This window comes from Stenotrophomonas sp. PA-6-5C (assembly GCF_021605635.1).
Lineage (GTDB): Bacteria > Pseudomonadota > Gammaproteobacteria > Xanthomonadales > Xanthomonadaceae > Stenotrophomonas > Stenotrophomonas lactitubi.
In genome coordinates this window covers 19,675-45,306 of the sequence record NZ_WKEE01000024.1, presented here as the reverse complement: position 1 = coordinate 45,306, position 25,632 = coordinate 19,675, and the positions used below count along the sequence as shown (strand labels likewise).

The following is a 25,632-nucleotide window of genomic DNA, read 5'->3' as shown; positions in this document are numbered from 1 at the left end:
GGAAGACCTGCCGATGCGCAACGATCCTTTTTCCCGCTCGCCGCAGCAGCGGCGTGGCCTGTTCGGCAACATCCGCTGGTGGGTGCTGCTGTTGGCCGCCGGCTATGCGGCGTTCTACTGGTTCTCCAACCGTGCGATCGACCCCTATACCGGCGAGAAGGTGCTGATCGACAGCAGCCTGGACGCCAGCCAGGAGAAGGCACTGGGCCTGCAGGCCTACCAGCAGATCCTGTCGCAGGAGCGCCCGCTGGGCCCGAACGAACAGGTCTCGCAGGATGTCCGGGCGATTGCCGAGCGACTGATCGCCAAGGTGGACGTGGTGGAGACCGCGCTGGCGCAGGAACACGGGCTGCAACCGGCACACTTCGCGCGCGACTTCGAGTGGGAAGTGAATGTGATTCCGTCCGAACAGGCCAATGCGTTCTGCCTGCCCGGCGGCAAGATGGCCGTGTACACGGGGCTGATTCCGGTTGCGCGCACCCGCGATGCGATGGCGGTGGTGATGGGCCATGAAATCGCCCATGCGTTGCTGCGCCACGGTGCACAGCGCATGGCCCAGCAGAAGCTGACCCAGATCGGCCAGGTGGCCGGCGCCGCCAGCGGCATGGATGCGCAGCAGCAACAGATGATGATGTCGGCGATGGGCTACGGTTATCTGTTGCCGTATGCGCGCAGCCACGAGACGCAGGCTGATGAAGTAGGCCTGATGCTGGCGGCGGCGGCGTGTTTCGACCCGCGTGAGGCGGTGCCGCTGTGGCAGCGCATGGGGCAGGCAGGTGGCGGCCAGTCGCCGCCGGAATTCTCTTCGACCCACCCCAATCCGGGTACCCGTATCCAGAATCTGCAGGCGTTGATGCCGAAGGCACTGGAGTACCGGCAGAAGTTCTGCGAGCAGGCCAGGTAAAGGGTGGTTCGGCAGGGCTGCGCCCTGCACCCGCCGAAGCAACAGCAACAGCAACAGCAACTGCAACTGCAACTGCAACTGCAACTGCAACTGCAACAGCGGGCTATCCGTGGGATGGCGGGTTGGGTCCGGTTGCGGGAGACGCCGTGAACCCGTCCATGGGGGCTTGGCCGCGGCATCCATGCCGCGGACACTCCCGCAACCGGACCCACCCCGCCTTCGACAGATTTCCGCGATCGGTTGGAATGGCATTACCTGCTTTTGGTGGGTGTCGACCTTGGTCGACACGTAGATCCACGCGATGCGTGGATGCTTTTCGATTTCAATTCGAAATATTCGATCTCGATGGAGATTCATCCACGCATGGCATGGATGGGCCAACCGTCACCGGGAGACTGTCGAAGGTGGGGCGGTGTCGGATTGCGGGGTGTCAGCCGCATGGATGCGGCTGCCAAGCCTACAAGGACGTACTTGCGGCGTCCCCGCAATCCGACACTGCCCCACCAAACCCACAGATAGCTCAGCGCCGGCTGTTGCATTTGACGTTGCCGTTGCTTGAACGCATCTGCAGGTGCAGGGCGCAGCCCTGCCGAACACCCCTTATTTGACCGCCGTCACCTGGACGTCGATCACGCCGTCGCCGACGCGGGCCTGCAGTGCGTCACCCGGTTGCACCTGCTCGACCCGACGCACCAGCGTGCCGTCGTCTGCACGGGTCACGATGCTGTAACCACGGGCGACGGTCGCCAGCGGACTGACTGCTTCCAGCGAACGTGCAAGGCCACGCAGGCGCAGTGCATCACGCTGCAGCAGGCGCTGCAGTGCCGCTTGCGGGCGCCCGCCCAGCGCGGCAAGGCGACGTCGCAGCGCTTCCATCTGCCGTTGCGGATGGTGACCTCGCAACACTGCGGCGGCGTGGCGCAGGCGGGCCGCGCGACGCTCCTGCTGCTGGTTGTGCGCCGCATGCAGTCGACGCCCGAGGTCCAGTTGGCGCCGGCGCAGCAGATCCAGCCGTGCTTGCGGGCTCTGTGCATTCAAACGCAGCAGGGCACGATCGGCGCGCTGCATGGCCTGCTGCATGGCGTGGCGTTGCAGCTGCACCATGCGAGCCGCGTTGCGGCGCAGGCGCAGGGCCAGGTCGCGCTGATCGGGTACCAGCAGTTCTGCGGCCACCGATGGCGTCGGTGCGCGCAGGTCAGCGGCAAAATCGCTGAGACTGAAGTCGGTTTCGTGACCCACCGCCGATACAACAGGCGTGCCGCTGGCGGCGATTGCACGGGCCAGGGCTTCATCGTTGAACGCCCACAGGTCTTCCAGTGAGCCACCGCCGCGGGTCAGCAGAATCACGTCGTAGCGGCCGCTGGCATCGGCGGCCTGCAGCAGGCGGGTGATCTGCGCGGCAGCGCTCGCGCCCTGCACCAAGGTTGGCAGCAGATCCACTTCCAGCAACGGGAAGCGGCGGCCGAGCACGCTCAGCACATCGCGCACGGCGGCACCGGTAGGCGAGGTGATCACCGCCAGGCGCTGCACATGGGCCGGCATCTGCCGCTTGCGGGCCGGGTCGAACAGTCCCTCGGCCTCCAGCCGCGCCTTCAGTTCCTCGAACGCGCGCCGCAGTGCGCCTTCGCCGGCTTCCTCCATGTGGTCCAGCACCATCTGGTACTCGCCACGGGCGTCGTAGAGGGTCACCTTGCCACGTACCAGCACGCGCATGCCCTCGCGCGGCACGAACTTCAGGTACTGCGCCTTCATCCTGAACATCGCAGCGCGCAACTGCGCACGCGCGTCCTTCAGGGTGAAGTACAGATGGCCGGACGCCGGGCGCGCCACGCTGCCCAGTTCGGCTTCGACCCAGATAGCCGGGAAGCTGCCTTCCAGCAGGTCGCGGGCGAGGGTGTTGAGCTGGCTGGGGGTGAAGACGTCGTTGTTGCGTGGCTGCATGGTTACGGCGTGGGGCAGATGGAGCAGGGGCCTCAGGATCGCACGTCAGCGCAGGCCGTGCTGGCCCAGCGCCCATTGCACGTGTTCGCGGACCACGGGTGAAGCATCTTCGGCGCGTGTCTGCAGTGCCGACAGCGTCTCTGCCGTGGTCGACGCATTGCCCAGTGCCACGGCGATGTTGCGCAGCCAGCGCTCGTGGCCGCTGCGGCGGATCGGGCTGCCTTCGGTACGGCGCAGGAATTCAGCTTCGTCCCACGCGAACAACTGGTCCAGGCGTGCGGTGTCCAGGTTGTTGCGGGCGCGGAAGTCGGCCTCGTCGGTGCGCTTGGCGAACTTGTTCCAGGGGCAGACCAGCTGGCAGTCGTCGCAGCCATAGATGCGGTTGCCGATCAGTGGTCGCATCTCCACGGGGATCGCGCCGTCATGCTCGATGGTCAGGTAGGAAATGCAGCGGCGCGCATCCAGCCGCTGCGGGCCGGTGATGGCCTGGGTCGGGCAGACGTCGATGCAACGGGTGCAGGTGCCGCAGTGGGCGCTGGCCGGCGTATCAATCGGCAGCGGGATATCGATGTAGATCTCGCCGATGAAGAACCACGAGCCGCCGTGGCGGTCGATCAGGCAGGTGTGCTTGCCGATCCAGCCCAGCCCCGCGTTGCGTGCCAGTGCGCGCTCCAGCACCGGCGCCGAGTCGACGAACACGCGGTAGCCCAGCGGCGCCACCTCATCGTTGATCTGCGTGGCCAGCTTCTGCAGGCGGTTGCGCATCAGCTTGTGGTAATCGCGGCCGAGTGCGTAGCGCGCCACATAGGCGCGGCCCGGATCGGCCAACGTGGCCCAGGCCTCGGTGTCATCCTTGTGGCTGTAGTCCATGCCCACCGAGATCACCCGCACCGTGCCGGGCAGCAGCTCTGCCGGGCGCGCGCGAAGGGTGCCGTGGCGGGCCATCCAGTCCATCGTGCCGTACAGGCCCTGGCCCAGCCAGTCGGCCAGGTGCGCCTCATCCTCGCCCAGTTCGATGCCGGCGATACCGCAGCGCTGGAAGCCATGCGCACGCGCGAGGTCGCGGATGCGCTGTACGGCCAGGGCCGGATCGAGGGGGGCAGGGACGGGGGACATGTGCACCAGTATAAAATCCCTGCATGGCCAACCTCGCCGATCTGTTCGATTCCCGTGCCGCACGCATGCTCGATGCCCAGGCCTCCACGCTGGCGGGCGATGGTGGCTGGGGCCTGATGGCCCAGGCGGGACAGGCGGCCTGGCAATGCCTGCTGCAGCAATGGCCACAGGCGCGGCGGATCGGCGTGGTTGTTGGCAGCGGCAACAATGGCGGCGATGGTTACGTGCTGGCCCGCCAGGCGCTGCAGGCGGGGCTGCAGGTGCAGGTGGTCGCGCTGCCGGGCAGCCCGCCTTCCACGCCATTGGCGCAGCGCGCCGCGACGGATTTCAGGTCCGCCGGGGGAACCGTCGCTGATTTCAACGGCGAACTGGCCCAGGCCGATGTATGGGTTGACGCCCTGTTCGGCCTCGGCTTCGCCCGCGCACCAAGCGGTGCGGCGCAGGCCTTGATCGAGGCGCTGAACGCGCAGCGGGCACTGGTGTTGGCGCTGGATGTGCCCAGCGGTGTCGATGCCGACCGTGGCTGCGTGCCGGGCGCAGCCGTGCGCGCGACCCTGACCTTGCAGTTCATCGTCGCCCATCGTGGCCTGTACACCGGCGACGCGCTGGAATACACCGGGCGCAGACAGCTGGCACCGCTGACGCTGCCCGACGAGGCCTGGCAGGGAGTCGTTGCCGCTGCAGAGTGCTGGACGCAGTCGCGCCTGCCGGATCTGCTGCCGCCGCGTCGTGCCAACAGCCACAAGGGTGAATCCGGCCATGTGCTGTGCGTGGGCGGCAACCATGGCAGCGGCGGTGCCATCGCGATGGCCGCCGAAGCCGCGCTGCGCGCTGGTGCAGGTCTGCTGAGCATCGGCACGCGTCAGGCCCATGTCGGCCCGCTGCTGGCCAGGTTGCCTGAGGCGATGACGCATGCGCTGGAAGATGGCGCTGCGCTGCCCGCGTTGCTGGCAAAAGCCAAGGTCGTGGCGATCGGCCCTGGCCTGGGCCAGGACGAATGGGCGCGGGCGTTGTATGCGCGTGTCCTGCAGTCGGGCCTGCCACTGGTGATCGACGCCGATGCGCTGAACCTGCTGGCGCAGGATGCGCATGCGCTGGCCGATGCGATCCTGACCCCACACCCCGGCGAAGCCGCGCGCTTGCTGGAAACCACCACGGCGGCCATCCAGGCAGATCGCTATGGCAGCGCGCAGGCGCTGGCCGAGCGCTATCACGCGGTGGTGGTGCTGAAGGGGGCGGGCAGCGTCGTCGCCGCGCCCGGCCACGCACCTCGACTGATTGCTGCCGGCAACCCGGGAATGGCGGTGGGTGGCATGGGTGACCTGTTGACCGGCATCATCGCCAGCCTGCGCGCGCAGAGCCTGTCTGCGGTCGATGCGGCGGCCGGCGGTGCGCTGCTGCATGCCCTGGCCGGTGATGTCGCCGCCGCCGACGGTGCCCGCGGCCTGCTTCCCACTGATCTGCTGGCGCCCCTGCGGCGGCTGGCCAACCCGGAATGTTCCCGATGACCGAATTCTTCCTTGCCGACAGCGATGCCACCGAACTGCTGGGGCAATGGCTGGCAGCCACCCGTCCAGCGCAGGCGCTGGTCGAACTGCGCGGCGATCTTGGCGCCGGCAAATCGACCACAGCACGCGCGCTGCTGCGTGCGCTGGGCGTGCAGGGTGCGATCCGCAGCCCCACCTATACCCTGGTGGAGCGCTATCCGTTGTCCAGTGGCGGCGAAGCGTGGCACCTGGACCTGTATCGCATCGGCCAGGCCGGCGAGCTGGATTTCCTTGGCTTGGACGAGGGCAGTGCCGTGCTGTGGCTGGTCGAATGGCCCGAGCGCGGTGCCGGTGCACTGCCGCCCACCGATCTGGTGGTCGCACTGGAGATTGAAGGGCAGGGGCGTCGCGTGCGTCTCACTGGCGTCAGCGACGCGGGACGTGAATGGCTGTCGCGGCTTCCCGAAGGTGGCGACTTGCAGGCCCTTTCTGTCGGCTGACGAGAACAAACACCGGCAGGTTACGGATTATTAAGGAAAAAGGTATTGCATTCCGTTCAGTGCGGTGATTGAATCCTGAGTCATGCGCCCGGGGAATCGACTCATTGCCATCTGTGCCGCCGTCGGACTTGGTCTGGCGAGCGTCAGTGCGTGGGCCGGTGAGGTCCGTCAGGTCCTGCTGAATACCGGTTCTACCGGAACCCGTGCGGAAATCGCACTGGTCGGCAGTGGCGGCTACAAGACCCTGTCGTTGGCCGGTCCGAACCGGCTGGTGGTCGATTTCCCCGATTCCAGCGCGGTGCGCAACCTGAAGATGCCCTCGCCGCAGGGCGTGGTCACGGCGGTGCGCACCGGACAGCCGGTGCCGGGCACATTCCGTGTCGTATTCGACCTGGCCGAGACGGTCGCACCCTTCCGCCCGCAGATGCAGCGTGAAGGCAATGAATCCAAGCTGGTGATCGAGTGGCCGGGCGATGGTCCGGCCGTGGCTGCCAGCCGACCGGCGGTGACGCCTGCGCCGACGCCGCCGCCTGCAGCATCTACGGTGAGCCCGGCGTCGACCTCTGGCCCGACCCCAGCACAGAGCGCACAGTCCCGTGGCGATGCCGCCCGGGCCACTGCGCTGTTGACCGCGCAGGTGCAGCAGCAAGCCAGTGCCAGCGCTGCGGCACCCGCCGCGCCGACGCCGGCGCCAAGCACCACGCCGGTGCAGATGGCGGCAGCAGGTACCACCGCCAGCAGCACGCCGACGTCATCGCCGGCAGCGATCCTGGCCGGTCAGGCCACCACTGCGGTTGTGGCCACCCAGCCGAAGCCGGTGCCGACACCCGTTGCCGTTGCGCCGACGGAGTCGCCGCGTCCGACCATGCCCAGCGATGCCTCGCGCATCCGCATGCAGCCGGGCATGCGTCACCTGGTGGTGGCGATCGATCCGGGCCATGGCGGCCAGGACCCCGGTGCCATCGGCCCGACCGGCAAGCGCGAGAAGGACGTCACCCTCGCGGTGGCGCGTGAACTGGCCCGTCAGGTCAATGCCACGCCCGGCCTGAAAGCGTTCCTGACCCGCGACAGCGATGTGTTCATCCCGCTGCCGATGCGTGCGCAGAAGGCGCGTGCGAACAAGGCCGACATCTTCATTTCGATCCACGCCGATGCCGCCGAGAACCGCTCCGCCACCGGTTCGTCGGTGTACGTGCTGTCGACCAAGGGCGCGTCTTCGCAGCGTGCGCGCTGGCTGGCGGACAAGGAAAACGCCGCCGATCTGGTCGGTGGCGTGCGCCTGCAGCAGACCGAAGGCACGTTGGCCAACGTCCTGCTGGACCTGGCCCAGAGTGGTTACATGAAATCCTCCGAGGATGCCGCCGGCCACGTGCTGGGCGGGCTGAAGCGGATCGGCAACAACCACAAGCCGAACATCGAACGCGCCAACTTCGCGGTGCTGCGCACCTCGGACATGCCGGCGATGCTGGTGGAAACCGCGTTCATCTCCAACCCGGATGAGGAGCGCCGGCTGATCGACCCGGCCTACCAGCGCAAGGTCGCCGGTGCAGTGCTGGACGGCGTGCACACGTTCTTCAGCCGCCAACCGCCGCCGGGGACGTTGTACGCCGCGCGCGCGCAGGCCGAGATCGACGCCGCAAGCACCGTGGCTGGCGGCAGCAAGTAAGCCGCTGGATCACCCGCTTCCGGTAGAGCCAGGCCCTGCCTGGCTGGCGCTGCACACGGTGGATCTCGACTCTACCTGTCGCCGCTCCGCTATCATCGTGGCATGACGTCTGCCTGCCCCACCTGCCCATGAACGCGCCCGATCCGCGTCCGATCCGGCCGTTGCCGGAAATCCTGATCAATCAGATTGCCGCCGGTGAGGTGGTCGAACGACCCGCATCGGTGGTCAAGGAACTGGTTGAGAACGCGATCGATGCCGGCGCCAGCCGCGTCGACATCGAACTGGAAGAAGGCGGTGTGCGCCTGATCCGCATCCGCGACAACGGCAGCGGCATTGCCGCAGAACAGTTGCCGCTGGCGGTCTCGCGACACGCCACCAGCAAGATCGCCAACCTGGACGAGCTGGAAGCGGTGGCGACGCTGGGTTTCCGTGGCGAAGCGCTGCCGTCGATCGCTTCGGTCAGCCGTTTCACCCTGTCCTCGCGCCGTGCCCACGACGAGCACGGTTCGGCACTGCAGATCGAAGGTGGCAAGATCGGCGAGGTGACCCCGCGCGCGCATGCGCCGGGCACCACGGTGGAAGTGCGCGAGTTGTTCTACAACGTGCCGGCGCGGCGCAAGTTCCTGCGTGCCGAGCGCACCGAACTGGGGCATATCGAAGAGTGGCTGCGCTCGCTGGCACTGGCCCGTCCCGATGTCGAGCTGCGTGTCTCGCACAACGGCAAGGCATCGCGTCGCTACAAGCCGGGTGACCTGTATTCGGACGTGCGCCTGGCCGAGACCCTGGGCGAAGACTTCGCCAGCCAGGCTGTGCGCGTGGACCACAGCAGTGCCGGCCTGCGCCTGCATGGCTGGATCGCGCAGCCGCATTATTCGCGTGCCAGCACCGATCAGCAGTACCTGTACGTCAACGGCCGTTCGGTGCGTGACCGCAGTGTTGCCCACGCGGTGAAGATGGCTTACGGCGACGTGCTGTATCACGGTCGGCAGCCAGCCTATGTGCTGTTCCTGGAACTGGACCCGACGCGCGTCGATGTGAATGTGCACCCGGCCAAGCATGAGGTGCGCTTCCGTGATTCGCGGCTGGTGCATGACTTCGTCTACCGCACCTTGAAGGATGCGCTGGCCGACACCCGCGCCGGCATGAGCGCGCAGGAGATCGGTGCAGGAGCCGTGCATCCGGCCGAGGGCAGCAGCGCGTCTGCGATGCCGGGGGCCACGGCCTCCAGCTTCGGCTACGTGCGCGGTCCGGCACCCGGTGCGGGGCAGGGCGGAAGTGGTGGCTTTTCCGGTTGGCGCCCGCAGCAGCCGCTGGGCCTGCAGGTGGCCGATGCACCCGCGGCCTATGCTGCGCTGTATGCATCGCCCGCCGGTGCCGAGCGCGGCGCGGCGCTGCCGTCGATGCCGATGGAGAACGGACTGCCGGTCACCAGTGCCGACGCCGGGGTGCCCCCGCTCGGTTACGCCGTTGCCCAGCTGCATGGCATCTACATCCTGGCCGAGAATGCCGAAGGCCTGATCGTGGTCGACATGCATGCGGCGCACGAACGCATCGGCTACGAGCGGTTGAAGAATGCGCACGATGGCATCGGTCTGCAGTCGCAGCCGTTGCTGGTGCCGATCACCCTGGCGGTGGGCGAGCGCGAAGCCGACACCGCTGAAGCGGAGGCCGATACGCTGGCCGCCCTCGGGTTCGAGATCACCCGCGCCGGACCGGGCGCACTGCACGTGCGCAGCATCCCGGCGCTGCTGGCCCATGCCGAGCCCGAAGGCCTGCTGCGCGACGTACTGACCGACCTGCGCGAGCATGGCCAGAGCCGTCGCATCGCCACTGCGCGCGACGAGCTGCTGTCGACCATGGCCTGCCATGGCGCTGTGCGTGCCAACCGGCGCCTGACCGTGCCGGAAATGAACGCGCTGCTGCGCGACATGGAAATCACCGAACGGTCCGGCCAGTGCAACCACGGCCGGCCGACCTGGGCCCGTTTTTCGCTGGCGGAGATCGACCGCTGGTTCCTGCGCGGACGTTGAGGGGAGCACCGATGCGACTTTGGGGAATGGGCGGCCTGCTGGCGGCCCTGTTGCTGGCGGCCTGCAGCCCGGCATCGACGCCGGCGCCAGCCGTCGTTGAGGATCCGGCATTCGCCGCGCAGCAACAGCAATGGCGGGTGCTGCGTTACCAGGACCTGACCCGGCCCGATGGCTGGACCGCGCTGGTCGGCCTGCACTGGTTGCAGAACCGGTCGCACTTCGTCGGCAGTGGCGCCACCAGCGGCATCCGCCTGGCGGTGGGGCCGGCCAAGCTGGGGCTGTTGCGCCGTGAAGGCGACCAGTGGTGGTTCACGCCGGAGTCCGGCACCGATGTCACCCTCGACGGACAGCCTGTGCGCGGGCGTGTGCGCATGGATACCGACAAGGATCCGCAGCCGACCCTGCTGGCCTTCGATGGTGGCAAGGGCCAGCTCAGCCTGATTCGTCGCGGCGCGCGCGATGCGCTGCGGGTCAAGCATGCCGATGCACCCGCGCGCCGCGATTTCGCCGGCCTGCAGTACTGGCCCGGTGGTCCGCAGTGGCAGGTACAGGCGCGTTTCATCGCGCATCCTCCGGGCAAGACCCTGCCGATCGTGGACATCACCGGCCTGACCACCGAGATGCCCAACGCCGGTGCCGTGGAATTCGAACGCGACGGCCGCAGCTGGCGGCTGGAAGCAATCGGCGAGCCGGGGCAGCCGCTGTTCCTGATCTTCGCCGACCGTACCAGTGGCCACGGCAGCTATCCTGCTGGCCGCTATCTGGATACCGATGCGCCCACCGCCGACGGCCACGTGACGATTGATTTCAACCACGCGCACAACCCACCGTGCGCGTTCACCGCTTATGCGACCTGCCCGTTGGCGCCGCCGGAAAACCGCTTGGATCTGCGCGTGGAAGCGGGTGAGAAGGCGTATCACCTGCCTGAAGGAGAGGGCTGAACATGTTGATGAAACTGTTGTTGCGCAGTGCCGTTTTTCTCGTTGCCTGCGCCGTCGGCCCGTTGGCCATCGCGCGCGATGCGCCAGCCGACACGTCGGCGGGCAAGCCGCCGGTACCGCTGCTGTGGAAGGTCACCGGGCAGGGAGATGCACGCCTGTACCTGCTGGGTTCCTTCCACCTGTTGAAGCCACAGGACTATCCGCTGTCGACTGACGTCGAGCAGGCATTCGAAGCCTCGCAGCGCGTGCTGTTCGAAGTGACGCCAGAGGAACTGCAGTCGCCGCAGATGGCCAGCCAGATGGTGCAAGTCGCTACCCGCAAGGATGGCAGCGAGCTCAAGCGTGACCTGGATGCGCCGACCTGGCAGAAGCTGCAGGCCTATGCGACGCAGAACAAACTGCCGTTGGCGCAACTGCAGGGCATGAAGGCGTGGTTCGTCGGCCTGACCATCACCGTGGCGCAGATGCAGAAGCTGGGCCTGGACGCGGAGCTGGGGCTGGACCGTCATTTCATGCAGCGGGCACAGAAGGCCGGCAAGAAGACCGCAGGCCTGGAAGACATGTCCAGCCAGATCAACCTGCTTGATGGCATGAGCGTGCAGGAGCAGCGGCAGATGCTGTCCGAGGCGCTGGACGAAGCAGGCAAGGGCGATGCCCAGGCGCAGATGCTGCATGAGGCCTGGCGTCGCGGCGATGATCGCCTGTTGTGGAACCGGATGGGCGTGGAGATGCGCCAGAAGTATCCGCAGCTCTATCAGCGCATCAATACCGACCGCAACGATGCATGGGTGCCCAAGCTGCTGCCGTACCTGCAGGCCGGGCAGGGCGGTACGCTGGTGGTGGTGGGCGGCCTGCACCTGCTGGGCAACGATGGCGTGGTGGAGAAGCTGCGCGCGAAGGGCTACAAGGTCGAGCGGGTGTGCTCGGCATGCAAGGCCAAACGTTCGTAGATCCACGCCACGTATGGTGGCGTTGAAAACAAAACGGCGCGCCCATGGCGCGCCGTTTTCGTATCAGCCGGGGCGGTTGCCTCAGCGGCGGGTCTTGCCGCCGGTACCCGTGCCGCCGGTCGGCTCGCCCGGCTTGCCGGCCGTGCCGGTGCCGGTGCCCGTTCCGGTGCCACCGGGACGCGGGCCACCGAAACCGCTGCCCATGTTGCGCTGGAATTCCTGCCACAGCTCCAGGTTGCGCTCGGTCAGCTGGTTCATCATCGCCCACGGCGTCTGCCCCAGCAGGTTGCCCATCTGCTGGCGGAACTGCTGCTGCTGGTCGAGGAAGACCTGCATGCTGCGCTCCAGGTAGTTGCCCATGAAGCCCTGCAGGGAATCGCCGTAGAAGCGGATCAGCTGGCTCAGCAGCTGGGTGGAGAGCATCGGTTCACCGTCCTGCTCCTGGTCGGCGATGATCTGCAGCAGGACCGATCGGGTCAGGTCGTCGCCGCTCTTGGCGTCGCGGACTTCGAAGTCTTCGCCGTCGAGGATCAGCTGGCGCACGTCCTCGATGGTGATGTAGCTGGAGATCTCGGTGTCGTACAGACGGCGGTTCGGATACTTCTTGATGATGCGGGTCGCAGCCATGAAGCGGTACTCGTCACAGTAGACGCGCAGCATGGCGCAGTGCAGCAGCGGTTGCAACCGCCCCAGCCCCCGCCAGGCTTGGTTTTCCGTCGCCGGAATGTTGCGCAACAAGGCTTTGCGTGCTGCGCAGCATGACCAACGGCAGGGTGCAGCACACCCCCTCAGCCGGCCTTGGCGCCGTTTACCAGCCCATGTGGTGGCCGCCGTTGATGTCCAGGTTGCTGCCGGTGATCCACGAGGCTTCTTCGGCTACCAGGAAGGACACGCCATAGGCGATTTCTTCCGGTTTGCCCAGGCGCCCCGTCGGGATGTCGGCGATGATCTTGGCGCGCACTTCCTCGGGCACCGCCATCACCATGTCGGTGGCCACATAGCCGGGCGAGATGGTGTTCACGGTGATGCCGAAGCCTGCATTCTCGCGCGCCAGCGAGATGGTGAAGCCGTGCATGCCGGCCTTGGCGGCGGCGTAGTTGGCCTGGCCGTACTGGCCCTTCAGGCCGTTGATCGAGCTGATCTGGATGACCCGGCCCCAGCCGCGTCGACGCATGCCTTCGATGACCGGGCGGGTGACGTTGAACACCGAATTGAGGTTGGTGTTGATCACATCGTGCCACTGCTCCGCGCGCATGCGGTGGAAGGTGGTGTCGCGGGTGATGCCGGCGTTGTTGACCAGGATCTCGACCGGGCCCAGTTCGGCTTCGACCGCACGGATCAGGGCTTCGGCGCTGGCCGAGTCGGAGACATCGCCCGGGAAGATCGACACCTGGTAGCCCCGTTCGGTCATCGCCTGCTGCCAGGCGCGGGCCTTGGCCTCGTCACGGTAGTTGGTGGCGACGCGGTGGCCCTGGTCGGCCAGGCGTTGGCAGATGGCGGTACCGATGCCGCCGGTTCCGCCGGTGACCAGTGCGACGCGAGATGTCATGGAAAGCTGTCCGGATATCAGGTGGGGGAAGGGGGATTCTGCAACATCGGCGCGGAAAGTGCGCCCGCCGGCAGCAGGATGTCCGCGCGCGGCAGCAGGCCGGGGTCGAAGCTGCGCTGCGCGGCGGCCAACAGCGCATCGCGGTCGTCGATGCCTTCCAGTGCGGTGCTCGGCTGGCCCAGCAGTTCCCACAACCGGCGCAGCACCGGTACCGGCTCGCGGGCATCCACCGGCAGCGCGGCCAGTGACTTGGACAGTTTGTGGCCCGGTGCATCCAGCAGCAGCGGCAGGTGCCAGTAGCGCGGCGTCGGCAGGTCGAGTGCCTGCTGCAGCAGGATCTGGCGGGCGGTGGAATCGAGCAGGTCGGCGCCACGCACGACCTCGTTCACGCCCTGCGCGGCATCGTCGACGACCACCGCCAACTGGTAGGCCCAGCAGCCGTCGGCGCGGCGCAGAACGAAGTCGCCGACCTCGGCATGGACATCCTGTTGCTGCCGGCCGCGCAGGCCATCCTCGAAATGCACCACGCTGCCCGCAGGTACCCGGAAGCGGACGGCGGGGTCCGGTCTTGTCTGCCGCGCGACGCAGTGGTGGTGCAGGCCACCGTTGGCGGCCAAGTCGCTGCGGCTGCAGTGGCAGACAAACGCGTTGCCATTGGCCAGCAGGCGGTCCAGCGCAGTCTGATAGGCGTCGCCGCGCGCGCTTTGCCAGATCACCGGCCCATCATGGACCAGACCGAACGCGGCCAGGGTCTGCAGCTGCACCTGTGCCGCACCGGCAACCGTGCGGGGTGGATCGACGTCCTCGATGCGCAACCGCCACAGGCCGCCATGGTGGCGCGCGAGCAGCCAGCTGCCGAAGGCGGCGAGCAGGGAGCCGGGATGCAGCAGGCCGGTGGGCGAGGGCGCAAAACGGCCGCAGGGAAGGGAGAAAGTCATGCAGGCTGAATCGTCGGTCAGGTTGGCGCTTGAATTCAAGCTGACCGCACCGCAAATTGACGGATATCGACCCCTTCCAAGCCGGAATTTCCCATGTTTACCCGCATTGCCCTGTTCCTGGCGACCAACTTCGCGGTCCTGATCCTCGCCAGCATCGTGATGTCGTTGCTGGGGGTCAATTCGAACCAGATGAGCGGCCTGCTGGTCATGGCCGCGATCTTCGGTTTCGGTGGCTCCCTCATCTCGCTGCTGCTGTCCAAGTGGATGGCCAAGCGCTCCACCGGTGCAGTGGTGATCACCGAGCCGCGCAACCAGACCGAGCGCTGGCTGCTGGCCACCGTCGAACGCCAGGCCAAGGCGGCCGGTATCGGCATGCCGGAAGTGGCGGTGTATGACGGCCCGGAGATCAACGCGTTCGCCACCGGTGCGAACCGCAACAACGCGCTGGTGGCGGTGTCCACCGGCCTGCTGCACAACATGAGCGAGGACGAAGCCGAAGCCGTGCTCGGCCACGAGATCGCCCACGTCGCCAACGGTGACATGATCACCATGGCACTGCTGCAGGGCGTGCTGAACACCTTCGTGATCGTGCTGGCCCGCGTGGTCGGCGGCGTGATCGACAGCGCGCTGTCCGGCAACCGCGAAGGCGGCGGCCGTGGCTTTGCCTACTACATCATCGTATTCGTGCTGGAGATGGTGTTCGGCCTGTTCGCCACGATGATCTCGATGTGGTTCTCGCGCCACCGCGAGTTCCGTGCCGATGCCGGCGGTGCATCGCTGGCCGGTCGTCAGAAGATGATCTCGGCGCTGGAGCGCCTGCAGCTCAACCACGGCCAGAGCACCTTGCCGACGCAGATCGCCGCGTTCGGTATTGCCGGTTCGACGGCGAAGAAGCTGTTCATGAGCCATCCGCCGCTGGAAGAGCGCATTGCCGCGCTGCGGGCGTCGACCGCGGCGTAAGCTCCGGCCCCCGATGGAGATGCAGGAACGCCTGGCCTCGCGCCGGGCGTTTTTGTTTGCGGGGATGTATTGCTGGCGCCGGGCTCGCCCGGCGACTCGTTTCCGCGCCTGCGGGGAGGTGTCACTTTCTTTGCTCGTGCAAAGAAAGTAACCAAAGAAACACGCCGCCAGTCCGCGAGCCGATGCTGCGCATCGGTGCCCTGCGCTTCTCGGGGAATCAGGGGACGGCGCCGAACTCGCCGCGCTCAGACATCGGCGCCTCTGCGCCCCTGATTCCCCTGCGATGCTCGGCTCGCTACAAGGCGGACCCAAGATCAAAAGCCACAGCTGCACCCAGTAGATCCACGCCATGCGTGGATGCTCTTGCCGTTGATCTTGATCTTCCAGTCCGCCTTATAGCGAGCCGAGCACCGCAGGTCCGGCGAGGGCGAAGAGGTGCGGGTGTCTGAGCGTAGCGAGTTCCCGCACCGTCCCTCGACGGACCGAGGAGCGCAGGGAACCGACGTGCGAAGCACGACGGCTCGCGGCCGGCGGAGCGTTTCTTTGGTTACTTTCTTGATGGCGCACATCCCTGTGCGCCACCCTGCGGGCCGGCTGCGCCGTTCCGCGCTGCTCCTGCAGCGCGGTGCACGAGCAAAGAAAGTGACAAGCACGATGAAAGTGACAAGCACGATCACCGCGCAAACGAAAACGGCACCTTCGCAGGTGCCGTCTCCATGAACCGCTTTACGCGGAAATTCAGAACTTCGCGTCGAACTCGGCAGCGTAGCCGGTGTTGACCAGTACCTTCTGCAGCGACTCGGCCACCTTCAGGTTGCCGGCCACGATCTGCTGGGTGTCCGGGCCGCGGTTGTCCATGCGGGCCGGGGTCGCGCCCTTGAAGTCGCAGACCTTGCCACCGGCTTCGCGCACCAGCAGCACACCGGCGGCGATGTCCCAGGCCTTCACGCCGGCCTCGAAGTAGGCATCGGCGCGGCCACAGGCCACGTAGGCCAGGTCCAGCGCGGCCGAACCCGAGCGGCGGATGTCCTCGGCGTGCACCAGCAGGGCGTCCACCGACTTCAGCTGCGCGCTGGCGCGTGCACGCTCGCGCGGGGCGAAACCGGTGTGGATCATGGTGCCTTCCAGATCCTTGCGGTCGGCAACGCGGATGCGACGGTCGTTGAGCACGGCGCCGGCGCCGCGGCTGGCAGTGAACAGCTCGTTGCGCAGCGGGTCGAAGATCACCGCGTCGGTCGGCTCGCCGTTCTCGACCAGGGCGATCGACACGCAGTAGTGCGGTACGCCGCGCAGGTAGTTGCTGGTGCCGTCCAGCGGGTCGATGACCCACATGTGGCGACGCTCGCTCTGTACGCCACCTTCTTCACCGAAGATGCCGTACTCGGGGTAAGCGCGCTTGAGTTCCTTGACGATCACCTTTTCCGCGTCCGCATCGACTTCGCTGGCGTAGTCCATGCGGCCCTTCTGGACTACATTCAGTGCCTCGAGCTTGTTGATGTTGCGCAAGAGGACGTTGCCGGCGAGGCGGGCGGCCTTGACCATGACGGTTACGGCGGGTTTCTGCATGGCATGGGCTCCCGGAAGGGCAGAAGAGAAGGGCTGGCGGGGGAAAAGAGCGGGTCCGGCGCAGTGGCCGGCCGCACAGTTTACCATTGGTCTTCGTCCAGCTCGACATTTTCCCTGTTCATGTCCCAGTTTCCTGTCGCCACCCGCCTCCGATTCGTCCTGGTCGGGACCCAACACCCCGGCAACATGGGCGCCGCCGCCCGTGCCCTGAAGACCATGGGCCTGGCCCGCCTGGTGCTGGTAGCACCAGAGAAGCCGCTTGATGAAGAGGCCTTCCGGCGCTCGGCCGGTGCCGAGGACGTGCTCGGCGACGCACCCGTGGTGGCCACCCTCGCAGAAGCCGTGGCCGACTGCCGGTTCGTGCTGGGGTGCACCGCACGTGCGCGCCGGGTCCAGCTGGAGGAGTTCCTGCCGGCCGATGCCGCCGCCCGCGCAGTGGCCAAGGCCGGCGAAGGCGCCGAGGTGGCGCTGGTGTTCGGCCGTGAGCGTACCGGCCTGACCAACGAGGAGCTGCAGCTGTGCCATGCCGCAGTGCACATTCCGTCCGACCCTGAGTTCAGCTCGCTCAACCTGGCGGCCGCGGTGCAGGTGCTGGCCTATGAAGTGCGCATGCAGCTGCTGGGCGCGCAGCCCGTGGCCGCGACCGAGCCGGACACCCGCGAGCAGGCTGCCAGCCACGATCAGATGGAGAGCTTCTTCGCCCAGCTCGGCGAGACGCTGGACGAGATCGATTTCCACAAGGGACGCGCGCCCGAGTCGGCGATGCGCAAGCTGCGCCGTCTGTTCCTGCGCAGCGAGCCAAGCGAGCAGGAAGTGCGCCTGCTGCGCGGCATCCTGGCCGATACCCAGCGCATGGCGCGCCTGGCCCAGAAGAACGGCAAGGACAGCTGACGACGGCCCCATTTTTTCGGGTAGTCTGTCCGGATACCCTTGGGGGATGATGCTTGTGTCGGGTCTGCGTAGGGCAATGCAGGGGGAACTGCTGAGCCTGGCCTTGGCCCTGCTGGCCGGGACGGCGCGTGCTGCGCCGGCTCGGCGATGGGGGCGTTGGGCAGCGGAGAGGGGCGACTCGCGATGACGCAGGATCATGCGCTCGGCAGTGTGGACCGTGCGGTTGCCGGACCGGCGCCGCCGGCGTTCGGTCGCGCGTCCAGCGTGCTGCCGCGTGTCGTCTGTTATCGGCGGGTGCAGAGTGCGTTTGAGAAGGTGTTGGGGGCTTCCGGTTTCCGCCGCGTCGATGCGCATGCGCAGCCGTGGCTGGATGGATTGAAACAAGGGTCGACGCGCGTGCGGATGGAAGTGGAATGAAGTTGCTCGGCTCGGGAATGCAGGCCCGGTTCCTGCTTGCGATGGGCGGGGCGATGCTGGTGGTGGTGGCGATCCTGGCCGTGCTGCTGGGGCGGCAGGCGGCGATGCAGGGCGAGGTGAGGTCGCTCAGCAACGGCTTCATCCACGAACTGTTCGACCGCAGCGTGCGCAGCCGTGGCGAGGCCATGGTGCGCGAGCTGTCCGAAGCGCTTGCCGGCCCTCTCCACAACAACGACCTGGACCAGGTCGGGGCGCTGGTGCGCAGCATTTCGCGGCAGTCGGTGGTGCGTTATGTACTGGTGTTCGACGACCGCGGGCGGCTGGTCCACGACGGCTCGGCCGGGGTGCCCGGATCCGGACGGCCGATGACCGATCCGCTGGCGGCCGGGGCGGTTGCCGCGCAATCGCTGGTGGTGCAGCAGTCGCCCACGGTGCTCGACAACGCGATGCCGATCACGATGGGTAATCAGCGCATCGGTGGCGTCCGCGTCGGCATGGCGCTGGATGAAGTGCTGCAGCGTGAGCAGGCGGCCAACGCGACCCTCGATGAGCGGCTGCAGCAGATGGGAAGCCGGCATCTGGGCTGGCTGCTGCTGATGCTGGCCCTGCTGGTGGTGATCGGCGTGGTGGTGATCCTGTACGTGCAGCGCACGCTGGTGGCGCCGATCCGCGATCTGGCCGCGGCTGCCCGGCGCATCGAAGCCGGCGACTATCAGGCGCCGCTGCGGGAAAACACCCGCGACGACGAGGTGGGTGAACTGGTGCGCGGCTTTGCCCGCATGCGTGATGCGATTGCCCGCCACGACCGCGAAGTGCGGCGCATGGCCTACACCGACGCGTTGACCGGCCTCACCAACCGGTTGGCGTTCCGTGAGGCGCTGGACCACCGGTTGATGGCCGCACGTGCGTCCAATCACCGGTTGGGCCTGCTGTTCGCCGATATCGATGATTTCAAGCGGGTCAACGACACGCTGGGCCATGAGGCCGGCGACGAGGCACTGCTGCAGTTCGCCCAGCGCATCGGCCGTGCAGTGACCGAGGCCGGCGGCGATGACGCATTGCTGGCACGGTTCGGCGGCGACGAATTCGTGATCCTGGTCGGCGATGGCGATGTCGCGGCCAATGCGCGGTTGCTGGCCGAGGTGCTGGTACGCGAGCTGGGCAAGCCGCTGGTGGTGCAGGGCAGGGAACTGTTCCTGGGCACTTCGATCGGTGTGACCCTGTTCCCCGACGACGCTGCGGATGCGACAACGCTGCTGAAGAACGGCGACATCGCGATGTACCAGGCGAAGATGGCGGGCAAGAACTGCTACCGCTACTACAGCCGGGCCATGGATCACGCTGTCGAACGCCGCGTGCACATGGAGCAGGAGCTGCGCGGCGCCTGGGAGCGCGGCGAGCTGCGGCTGGCCTACCAGCCGATCTTCCGCATGCGCGACCGCCGCATGGTCGGTGTGGAAGTGCTGCTGCGCTGGCAGCACCCGACGCTGGGCACGATCCCGCCCTCGGTGTTCATCGAGGTGGCCGAGCAGAGTGGCCTGATCGAGATCATCGGCCCGAAGGTGCTGCGTGCCGCCTGCATGGAAGCCGTGCAGTGGCCCAGCGGCGTGGCCGGCGACGAACTGTTCGTCTCGGTCAATGTGTCGCCACGGCAGTTGCGCGGCGGTGAGCTGCCGGCGTTGGTCGCGCAGTGCCTGCAGGAGTCGGGCCTGCCGGCCTCGCGCCTGCACCTGGAGCTGACCGAGACGGCGGTGATCGGCGATGAAATGCTGGCCGCGCAGCTGCTGGACCGTCTGCACCGGGCGGGGGTGAAGGTGTGGCTGGACGACTTCGGTACCGGCTTCTCCGGTCTCAGCCACCTGCGGCAGGTGCCGGTGGACGGGGTCAAGATCGACAAGAGCTTCGTCGCCGACATGCAGCGCGACCCGGACGATCTGGCCCTGACTACGGCGATCATCGCCATGGCCCACGCACTGGGCATCACGGTGGTGGCCGAGGGTATCGAGCAGGAGGCGCAGTTCGAGCTGCTTGCCCAGCGTGGCTGCGACCTGGGCCAGGGCTATCGGTTGAGCCACCCGGTCACTGCCACTGAAGTGGTGCGGATGATCGAATCGGGCGCATGAGAGTAGATCCACGCCATGCGTGGATGGGCAGGCTGGGTAGATCCACGCCATGCGTGGATGGGCAGGCTGGGTAGATCCACGCCATGCGTGGATGGGCTTTCCTGGCAGAAACATCCACGCATGGCGTGGATCTACTGTTACACCGGGCGCTTGCTCGGGTCGCCGGGCAGTTCGCGGACCAGCTTGGGTACCAGGTAGCCAGACAGCCGAGCAGTGAGCCCGGCAATCAGGGCCTTGGCCTGGACATCCTCCACTTCGAAGTGGGCCACGCCCTCGACCCTATCCAACTGGTGCAGGTAATAGGGCAGCACGCCGGCGGCGAAGCTGCGCTCGCTCAGGTCCTGCAGCGCCTGCACGCTGTCGTTGACCCCACGCAGCAGCACCGCCTGGTTCAGCAGCTGGGCGCCGATGCCGCGCAGGCGGGCCATCGCGGTATCGACGCTGGCGTCGAATTCATTGGCGTGGTTGGCGTGGACCACGATGGCCAGCGGCCAGGGCAGGCTGCCCAGCCAGGCCAGCAGCTCGTCATCGACCCGCTCGGGCAGCACGATCGGCAGGCGCGTATGGATGCGCAGCCGGCGGATGTGCGCGATGCCACGCAGTGCATCGGTCAGCTCGGCCAACTTGTGGGTCGCCAGCGACAATGGGTCGCCGCCGGACAGGATCACCTCATCGATGTCCGGGTCTGCGGCGATGGCTTCCACCGCCTCCTGCCATCCCCCCTTGGCGGCGTTTTCGGCGCCATAGTCGAAATGCCGGCGGAAACAGTAGCGGCAGTTGATCGCGCAGCTGCCGGTGGCCACCAGCAGGGCGCGGCCGCGGTACTTCTGGATGACCCCGGTGGCCTTCTTTGCTGCACCGTCGCCCACCGCATCGAAGCTGAACCCGGGGGCCGGGCGCATCTCGGCGTCGATCGGCAGCACCTGCCGCAGCAGCGGATCGTGGGCATCGCCACGGCGCATGCGCGCGACGAAACCCTCCGGCACGCGCAGCGCGAACTGGGCGATGGCGGCCTCGGATACACCCAGTGCCGCGGCATCCAGATCCAGCCGGGCCAGCAGCGCCTGCGGGTCGCGCAGGGCCTGCCGCCACAGCTGCTGCCAGCGCGCGGGCGCGGCTGGCGACTGGGTCCGGGGGAAGGCGGAAAGCTGCATGGAGAGGGGGCCTGCGGTTATCATGGACACATAAACAGTTGCCCGCCGGGGTTCCGGTGGGCTTTCCATTCTATCCGGCTCGCCGCACGCGCGGCGGTTTCGCCATTTGAGGAGCTTGAGCATGGCCACTGCGGGCATGAACGATGTCAAGAACGGGATGAAGATCCTGGTCAACAATGAACCGGCCGTCATCTCCGAGACCGAGTTCATCAAGCCGGGCAAGGGCCAGGCCTTCACCCGCGTGCGCTATCGCTTCATCAAGTCGGGCCGCACGGTCGAAATGACCATGAAGGCGACCGACGACGTGGAAGTGGCCGATGTGGTCGATACCAACATGGACTACATGTACAGCGACGGCGAGTACTGGCACTTCATGGACCCGGAAACCTTCGAGCAGGTGCAGGCCGACAAGGCCGGCATGGGCGGCGCCGAGAAGTGGCTGAAGGGTGAAGAGTCCTGCATCGTCACCCTGTTCAATGGCTCCCCGATCTTCGTGCAGCCGCCGAACTTCGTCGAACTGAAGATCACCGAGACCGACCCGGGCGTCCGTGGCGACACCTCGGGCGGCGGCGGCAAGCCGGCCACCCTGGAAACCGGTGCCGTGGTGCGCGTGCCGCTGTTCGTCAACCAGGATGAAATCATCAAGGTCGACACCCGTTCGGGCGAGTATTCCTCGCGCGTCAAGTAATCCGGGTACGCGCCGGCGCATTCGCGCTGGCGCTCCCACGATCCGCCATGCGGATCGTGGGCCCCCGCTCACCAGCACCCACACCCCGCCGCTTCGCGGCCGCCCCTGACTCAGGGGGCTTGCCTTCCAGAAGCCCAGCGGTAGCCGTTTGACCGGTGATCAGTCGCCAGGTCGGAGCCAAGGCTACGTACGGTCCTTCCCCCATAGCCAGTGAGCCCGCATGAGCGATAGCCCGCACCTCCCCGAAGCCTGCGATCTGCTGATCGAAGCCGGTTATGTCGTTCCGATCGAGCCGCATGCGGTGGTGCTGGAAGACCATGCCGTCGCCGTGCGTGGCAGCGAGATCGTGGCCATCCTGCCGCGTGCCGAAGCGCGTGCGCGCTTCCGCGCCACCCAGGTTGTCAGCCGCCCCGAGGCCGCGCTGATGCCGGGCCTGGTCAACGCCCATACGCACAACCCGATGACCCTGCTGCGCGGCGTCGCCGACGACCTGCCGCTGATGACCTGGCTGCAGCAGCACATCTGGCCGGTGGAAGCGGCGGTGATCGGCCCCGAATTCGTGGCTGATGGCACCACCCTTGCCATCGCCGAGATGCTGCGTGGCGGCACCACCTGCGCCAACGAGAATTATTTCTTCGGTGACGTGCAGGCCGCCGTCTACAAGAAGCACGGTTTCCGCGCGCTGGTCGGCGCGGTGATCATCGATTTCCCCACTGCCTGGGCCAAGACCGATGACGAGTACTTCGCCAAGGCCGGTGAGCTGCACGACCAGTGGCGCACCGATCCGCTGATCGGCACCGCGTTCGCGCCGCATGCGCCGTACACGGTCAACGATGCCAATTTCGAGCGGGTGCGGATGCTGTCCGACCAGCTGGACATGCAGGTGCATCTGCATACCCATGAAACCGCGCAGGAAATCACCGATTCGATCAAGCTGCACGGCCAGCGCCCGCTGGCGCGGCTGGATCGCCTCGGCCTGGTCAACGACCGCCTGATCGCGGTGCACATGACCCAGCTGACCGAGGCTGAAATCCACCTGTGCGCCGAGCGTGGCGTCAGCGTGGTGCATTGCCCGGAATCGAACCTGAAACTGGCCTCCGGTTTCTGCCCGGCCTGCGCCCTGCAGCGCGCAGGCGTGAACCTGGCCATCGGTACCGATGGCTGCGCCAGCAACAACGACCTGGACATGTTCAGCGAGAACCGCACCGCGGCGATCCTGGCCAAGGCCGTGGCCGACGATGCCACCGCGCTGGACGCGGCGACCACGTTGCGCGCGTCCACGCTGGGTGGCGCCCGCGCGCTCGGCTTTGGCGAGCGCATAGGCTCGATCGAGGTCGGCAAACAGGCCGATCTGGTCTGCGTCGACCTGTCCGCGCTGGAGACCCAGCCGCTGCACAACGTGCTGTCGCAGCTGGTGTACGCCACCGGCCGCCAGCAGGTCAGCGATGTCTGGATCGCCGGCAAGCCCAAGCTGGTGCAGCGTGAGCTGGTCGGCATGGACCTGCCGGGCATCATCGCCAACGCGCGCCAGTGGCGCGAGCGCATCCGTCATATCCGCGCCTGAGCACAGGCGCCGCAAGGACAACCGTCATGACTGCCCCCCACGCTTCTTCCAATTTCGATCAGGCCGAGCTGGACAAGTTCGCTGCCCTGGCCAACCGCTGGTGGGACGCTGATGGCCCGCAGAAGCCGCTGCACGCGCTGAATCCGGTGCGCCTGCAGTACGTTGCCGACCGCGCGCCGCTGCGTGGTGCGCGCGTGCTCGACATCGGTTGCGGTGGCGGGCTGCTGAGTGAAGCGCTGGCCCAGGCCGGTGCCGAGGTGACCGCCATCGACCTGGCGCCGGAGCTGGTCAAGGTCGCGCGCCTGCATGCACTGGAAAGTGGTGTCAGCGTCGACTACCGGGTACAGGCCGCCGAAGACCTTGCCGCCGAACAGCCGGGCAGCTTCGACGTGGTGACCTGCATGGAAATGCTCGAGCACGTGCCCGATCCGGGCGCGATCATCGAGGCCTGCAAGCGCCTGCTGAAGCCGGGCGGCCACCTGTTCCTGTCCACCATCAACCGCACGGCTGCGGCCTTTGCAGTGGCCATTGTCGGTGCCGAGTACGTGGCGCGGCTGCTGCCCAAGGGCACCCACCACTACCAGGAATTCATCAAGCCGGCCGAGCTGGCGCGCTGGCTGCGCGAGGCCGACCTGCAGCTGGCCGATGTCAGCGGCATGGCCTATGAACCGTGGCGCAACCGCGCCCGCTTGAGCAGCCGCACAGACATCAACTACCTGGCCCACGCGGTCAAGGCGCCGTGACCGCCGCGGCGTTCCCGCGTGCAGTGCTGTTCGACCTGGACGGCACTCTGCTCGACAGTGCGCCGGACTTCGTCGCGACGCTTGATGCGATGCTGGCCGAGCGCGGTCGCGCACCGATCGATCCGGCGCAGTTGCGTCCGGTGGTGTCGAAGGGCTCGCGGGCGATGGTGTCGGCCGCGTTTCCAGAACTGGACGCGGCCGAGCGCGATGCGCTGATTCCCGAGTTCCTGCAGCGCTACGAAGCCTCGATCGGCCGGCACGCCGTGCTGTTCGATGGCGTCGCCGGCATGCTCGAGGCGCTGGACGCGGCCGGTACCGTGTGGGGCATCGTCACCAACAAGCCCGAGTACCTGGCGCGGCTGATCGTGCCGCAGTACGGCTGGCAGCAGCGTTGCGCGGTGCTGGTCGGTGGTGACACCCTGGCCGAGCGCAAGCCGCATCCGTTGCCGCTGCTGCACGCCGCGCAGCTGATCGGCATCGCAGCGGAAGACTGCGTGTATGTCGGCGACGATGAGCGCGACATCATCGCCGCGCGTGCCGCCGGCATGCCGTCGGTGGCGGCACTGTGGGGCTACCGCCTGCACAGCGACGATCCGCTGGCCTGGCAGGCCGATGTGCTGGTCGAGAACGCCGAACTCCTGCAACTGGCCAGCCTCTGGCCGACCCGGCCGGCGACCCCGGCCCAGCCGTAAGGAACAACGTAGTGAGCAGTACCGCGCTGGATAGTTTCCTCGACAAGTGGCGCAGCCGCTGGCCGGAATGGTCGGTGGCTGAGCCGTTCGTGGCCGAACCGCAGCGCCCTGTCGCGCTGGCATGGTTCGCGCTGCTGCAGGAATTCGACGACATGCTCAACACCAGTGGCGACCCGCTGCCGGCCGACGCCAAGCTGGCCTGGTGGGGCGAGGAACTGCGCAGCTGGGCCGCGCAACGTTCGCGTCATCCGCTGGGGCGTGTGCTGGAGCCGGTGCGGGCACCGTGGGCGCAGCTGGCCGAGGCGCTGCCGGATCTGGTCGAGGCGCGCACCGTGGCGCTGGACGCTGCCGGTGCCGAGCGTGCGCTGGGCAACTATGCCGAAGCAGTGGCTGCGGTTGAGGCGGTGGTGTTTGCCGACACGCCGCGCAAGGGCGCCGGTCATGCGGTGCTGCTGCAGACCCTGGCCCAGCGCTTGCAGGACGCTGGCGTGGCCGGCGTGCCGCGCAGCCTGCTGGACGAGGATGCCGGCAACGCAGCACAGCGTTGGGCGCAGCAGCTGCTGAAAGGGTGGGGCAGCCGCGTGCCCGGTCCGCGTGCGCGCCGCGTGTGGTCGAGCCTGGCGCGTGCCCGCCTGGCGGCGCAGGCCGCCGGCAAGCCGGTCGAAGCGACGCCCGTGCGCACGCTGTTGCGTGTGTGGTGGGCCGCGCGCGGCTGAACGACTGGCCGCTGCGCTCGCCGGGCATGGCCCGACGCTACCAATTCATCGCACGGCCCATGCGCGATAAACGATCCGTCCCGCGGTAGCGCCGGG

General features: G+C 67.4%; 22 protein-coding genes and 1 pseudogene. 16 read left to right on the top strand and 7 right to left on the bottom strand.

Annotated features, from left to right (window positions below; all coding sequences use genetic code 11):
- Positions 1–13 precede the first annotated feature (13 nt).
- A complete protein-coding gene (locus tag GIW57_RS12120) occupies positions 14–904 on the top strand; it encodes a M48 family metallopeptidase (protein ID WP_100460798.1) in 891 nt (296 codons plus the stop codon).
- 600 nt (positions 905–1,504) lie between these two features.
- On the opposite strand, the gene xseA is transcribed toward GIW57_RS12120, so the two are convergent.
- Both xseA and queG read right to left on the bottom strand, forming a co-directional pair.
- The gene (xseA, locus tag GIW57_RS12115; protein ID WP_236511048.1) at positions 1,505–2,845 is read right to left on the bottom strand and encodes an exodeoxyribonuclease VII large subunit; all 1,341 of its coding nucleotides are present in this window, start codon (positions 2,843–2,845) and stop codon (positions 1,505–1,507) included.
- Positions 2,846–2,890: 45 nt separating this feature from the next.
- Complete coding sequence (gene queG, locus GIW57_RS12110) at positions 2,891–3,961, bottom strand: tRNA epoxyqueuosine(34) reductase QueG (RefSeq protein WP_100460780.1); 1,071 nt, start codon at positions 3,959–3,961, stop codon at positions 2,891–2,893.
- 23 nt (positions 3,962–3,984) lie between these two features.
- On the opposite strand from queG, the gene GIW57_RS12105 reads away from it, so the two are divergent.
- From GIW57_RS12105 to GIW57_RS12080, 6 genes are all read left to right on the top strand, one after another.
- On the top strand, positions 3,985–5,469 hold the full coding sequence (locus GIW57_RS12105) for an NAD(P)H-hydrate dehydratase (RefSeq protein ID WP_236511045.1): 1,485 nt from the start codon (positions 3,985–3,987) through the stop codon (positions 5,467–5,469).
- Positions 5,466–5,948: a tRNA (adenosine(37)-N6)-threonylcarbamoyltransferase complex ATPase subunit type 1 TsaE gene (tsaE, locus tag GIW57_RS12100; protein WP_100460770.1), complete on the top strand. Its 483-nt coding sequence runs from the start codon at positions 5,466–5,468 to the stop codon at positions 5,946–5,948. Before GIW57_RS12105 ends, tsaE begins: the two co-directional genes overlap by 4 nt.
- 82 nt (positions 5,949–6,030) lie before the next feature.
- Positions 6,031–7,614: an N-acetylmuramoyl-L-alanine amidase gene (locus GIW57_RS12095; RefSeq protein ID WP_236511043.1), complete on the top strand. Its 1,584-nt coding sequence runs from the start codon at positions 6,031–6,033 to the stop codon at positions 7,612–7,614.
- A gap of 128 nt (positions 7,615–7,742) precedes the next feature.
- Positions 7,743–9,644 carry a DNA mismatch repair endonuclease MutL gene (mutL, locus tag GIW57_RS12090; RefSeq protein ID WP_236511041.1) on the top strand — a complete coding sequence of 634 codons (1,902 nt, stop codon included), beginning with the start codon at positions 7,743–7,745 and terminating at the stop codon, positions 9,642–9,644.
- Between the two features lie 11 nt (positions 9,645–9,655).
- Positions 9,656–10,585, top strand: coding sequence for a DUF1684 domain-containing protein (locus GIW57_RS12085; RefSeq protein ID WP_236511038.1), 930 nt, complete (start codon positions 9,656–9,658; stop codon positions 10,583–10,585).
- Between the two features lie 2 nt (positions 10,586–10,587).
- Complete coding sequence (locus GIW57_RS12080; RefSeq protein WP_100460747.1) at positions 10,588–11,535, top strand: TraB/GumN family protein; 948 nt, start codon at positions 10,588–10,590, stop codon at positions 11,533–11,535.
- An 81-nt stretch (positions 11,536–11,616) separates the two neighbouring features.
- Here the strand turns inward: GIW57_RS12080 and phaR are convergent, their stop codons facing one another.
- From phaR to gluQRS, 3 genes are all read right to left on the bottom strand, one after another.
- The gene (gene phaR, locus GIW57_RS12075; protein ID WP_100461017.1) at positions 11,617–12,162 is read right to left on the bottom strand and encodes a polyhydroxyalkanoate synthesis repressor PhaR; all 546 of its coding nucleotides are present in this window, start codon (positions 12,160–12,162) and stop codon (positions 11,617–11,619) included.
- A gap of 181 nt (positions 12,163–12,343) precedes the next feature.
- The gene (gene phbB, locus GIW57_RS12070) at positions 12,344–13,084 is read right to left on the bottom strand and encodes an acetoacetyl-CoA reductase (RefSeq protein WP_089236243.1); all 741 of its coding nucleotides are present in this window, start codon (positions 13,082–13,084) and stop codon (positions 12,344–12,346) included.
- Positions 13,085–13,101: 17 nt separating this feature from the next.
- Positions 13,102–14,022, bottom strand: a complete 921-nt coding sequence (gene gluQRS, locus GIW57_RS12065) for a tRNA glutamyl-Q(34) synthetase GluQRS (protein ID WP_236511035.1) — start codon at positions 14,020–14,022, stop codon at positions 13,102–13,104.
- Positions 14,023–14,115: 93 nt separating this feature from the next.
- Here gluQRS and htpX point away from each other — a divergent pair, with 93 nt between their 5' ends.
- Positions 14,116–14,982 (top strand): protease HtpX, encoded by an 867-nt coding sequence (gene htpX, locus GIW57_RS12060; RefSeq protein WP_236511032.1) that lies wholly within the window; start codon positions 14,116–14,118, stop codon positions 14,980–14,982.
- A gap of 738 nt (positions 14,983–15,720) precedes the next feature.
- Here the strand turns inward: htpX and GIW57_RS12055 are convergent.
- The gene (locus GIW57_RS12055) at positions 15,721–16,548 is read right to left on the bottom strand and encodes an inositol monophosphatase family protein (RefSeq protein WP_089236240.1); all 828 of its coding nucleotides are present in this window, start codon (positions 16,546–16,548) and stop codon (positions 15,721–15,723) included.
- Between the two features lie 120 nt (positions 16,549–16,668).
- Between GIW57_RS12055 and GIW57_RS12050 the strand changes: the two genes are divergently transcribed.
- The 3 genes and pseudogenes from GIW57_RS12050 to GIW57_RS12040 all read left to right on the top strand — a co-directional run bounded on the left by GIW57_RS12050 (position 16,669) and on the right by GIW57_RS12040 (position 19,979).
- Positions 16,669–17,439, top strand: coding sequence for an RNA methyltransferase (locus GIW57_RS12050; RefSeq protein ID WP_236511030.1), 771 nt, complete (start codon positions 16,669–16,671; stop codon positions 17,437–17,439).
- A 321-nt stretch (positions 17,440–17,760) separates the two neighbouring features.
- Positions 17,761–17,856 (top strand): annotated as a pseudogene (locus tag GIW57_RS23775) (metal-binding protein); the annotation flags it as partial.
- Complete coding sequence (locus GIW57_RS12040; RefSeq protein WP_236511023.1) at positions 17,853–19,979, top strand: GGDEF domain-containing protein; 2,127 nt, start codon at positions 17,853–17,855, stop codon at positions 19,977–19,979. The pseudogene GIW57_RS23775 and the gene GIW57_RS12040, both read left to right, overlap by 4 nt.
- Positions 19,980–20,116: 137 nt before the next feature.
- On the opposite strand, the gene epmB is transcribed toward GIW57_RS12040, so the two are convergent.
- Complete coding sequence (epmB, locus tag GIW57_RS12035) at positions 20,117–21,157, bottom strand: EF-P beta-lysylation protein EpmB (RefSeq protein ID WP_100460722.1); 1,041 nt, start codon at positions 21,155–21,157, stop codon at positions 20,117–20,119.
- Positions 21,158–21,254: 97 nt separating this feature from the next.
- Here epmB and efp point away from each other — a divergent pair, with 97 nt between their 5' ends.
- The 5 genes from efp to GIW57_RS12010 all read left to right on the top strand — a co-directional run bounded on the left by efp (position 21,255) and on the right by GIW57_RS12010 (position 25,536).
- Entirely contained in the window at positions 21,255–21,821 is a 567-nt protein-coding gene (gene efp / locus GIW57_RS12030) for an elongation factor P (protein WP_006379771.1), read from the top strand.
- Positions 21,822–22,041: 220 nt separating this feature from the next.
- The gene (locus GIW57_RS12025) at positions 22,042–23,385 is read left to right on the top strand and encodes a TRZ/ATZ family hydrolase (RefSeq protein WP_089236234.1); all 1,344 of its coding nucleotides are present in this window, start codon (positions 22,042–22,044) and stop codon (positions 23,383–23,385) included.
- 26 nt (positions 23,386–23,411) lie between these two features.
- Positions 23,412–24,128, top strand: coding sequence for a bifunctional 2-polyprenyl-6-hydroxyphenol methylase/3-demethylubiquinol 3-O-methyltransferase UbiG (gene ubiG, locus GIW57_RS12020; RefSeq protein WP_033831579.1), 717 nt, complete (start codon positions 23,412–23,414; stop codon positions 24,126–24,128).
- Positions 24,125–24,820, top strand: a complete 696-nt coding sequence (locus GIW57_RS12015; protein WP_236511021.1) for a phosphoglycolate phosphatase — start codon at positions 24,125–24,127, stop codon at positions 24,818–24,820. Before ubiG ends, GIW57_RS12015 begins: the two co-directional genes overlap by 4 nt.
- An 11-nt stretch (positions 24,821–24,831) precedes the next feature.
- Positions 24,832–25,536, top strand: coding sequence for a squalene/phytoene synthase family protein (locus GIW57_RS12010; protein ID WP_236511019.1), 705 nt, complete (start codon positions 24,832–24,834; stop codon positions 25,534–25,536).
- The last annotated feature ends 96 nt before the right edge of the window (positions 25,537–25,632 follow it).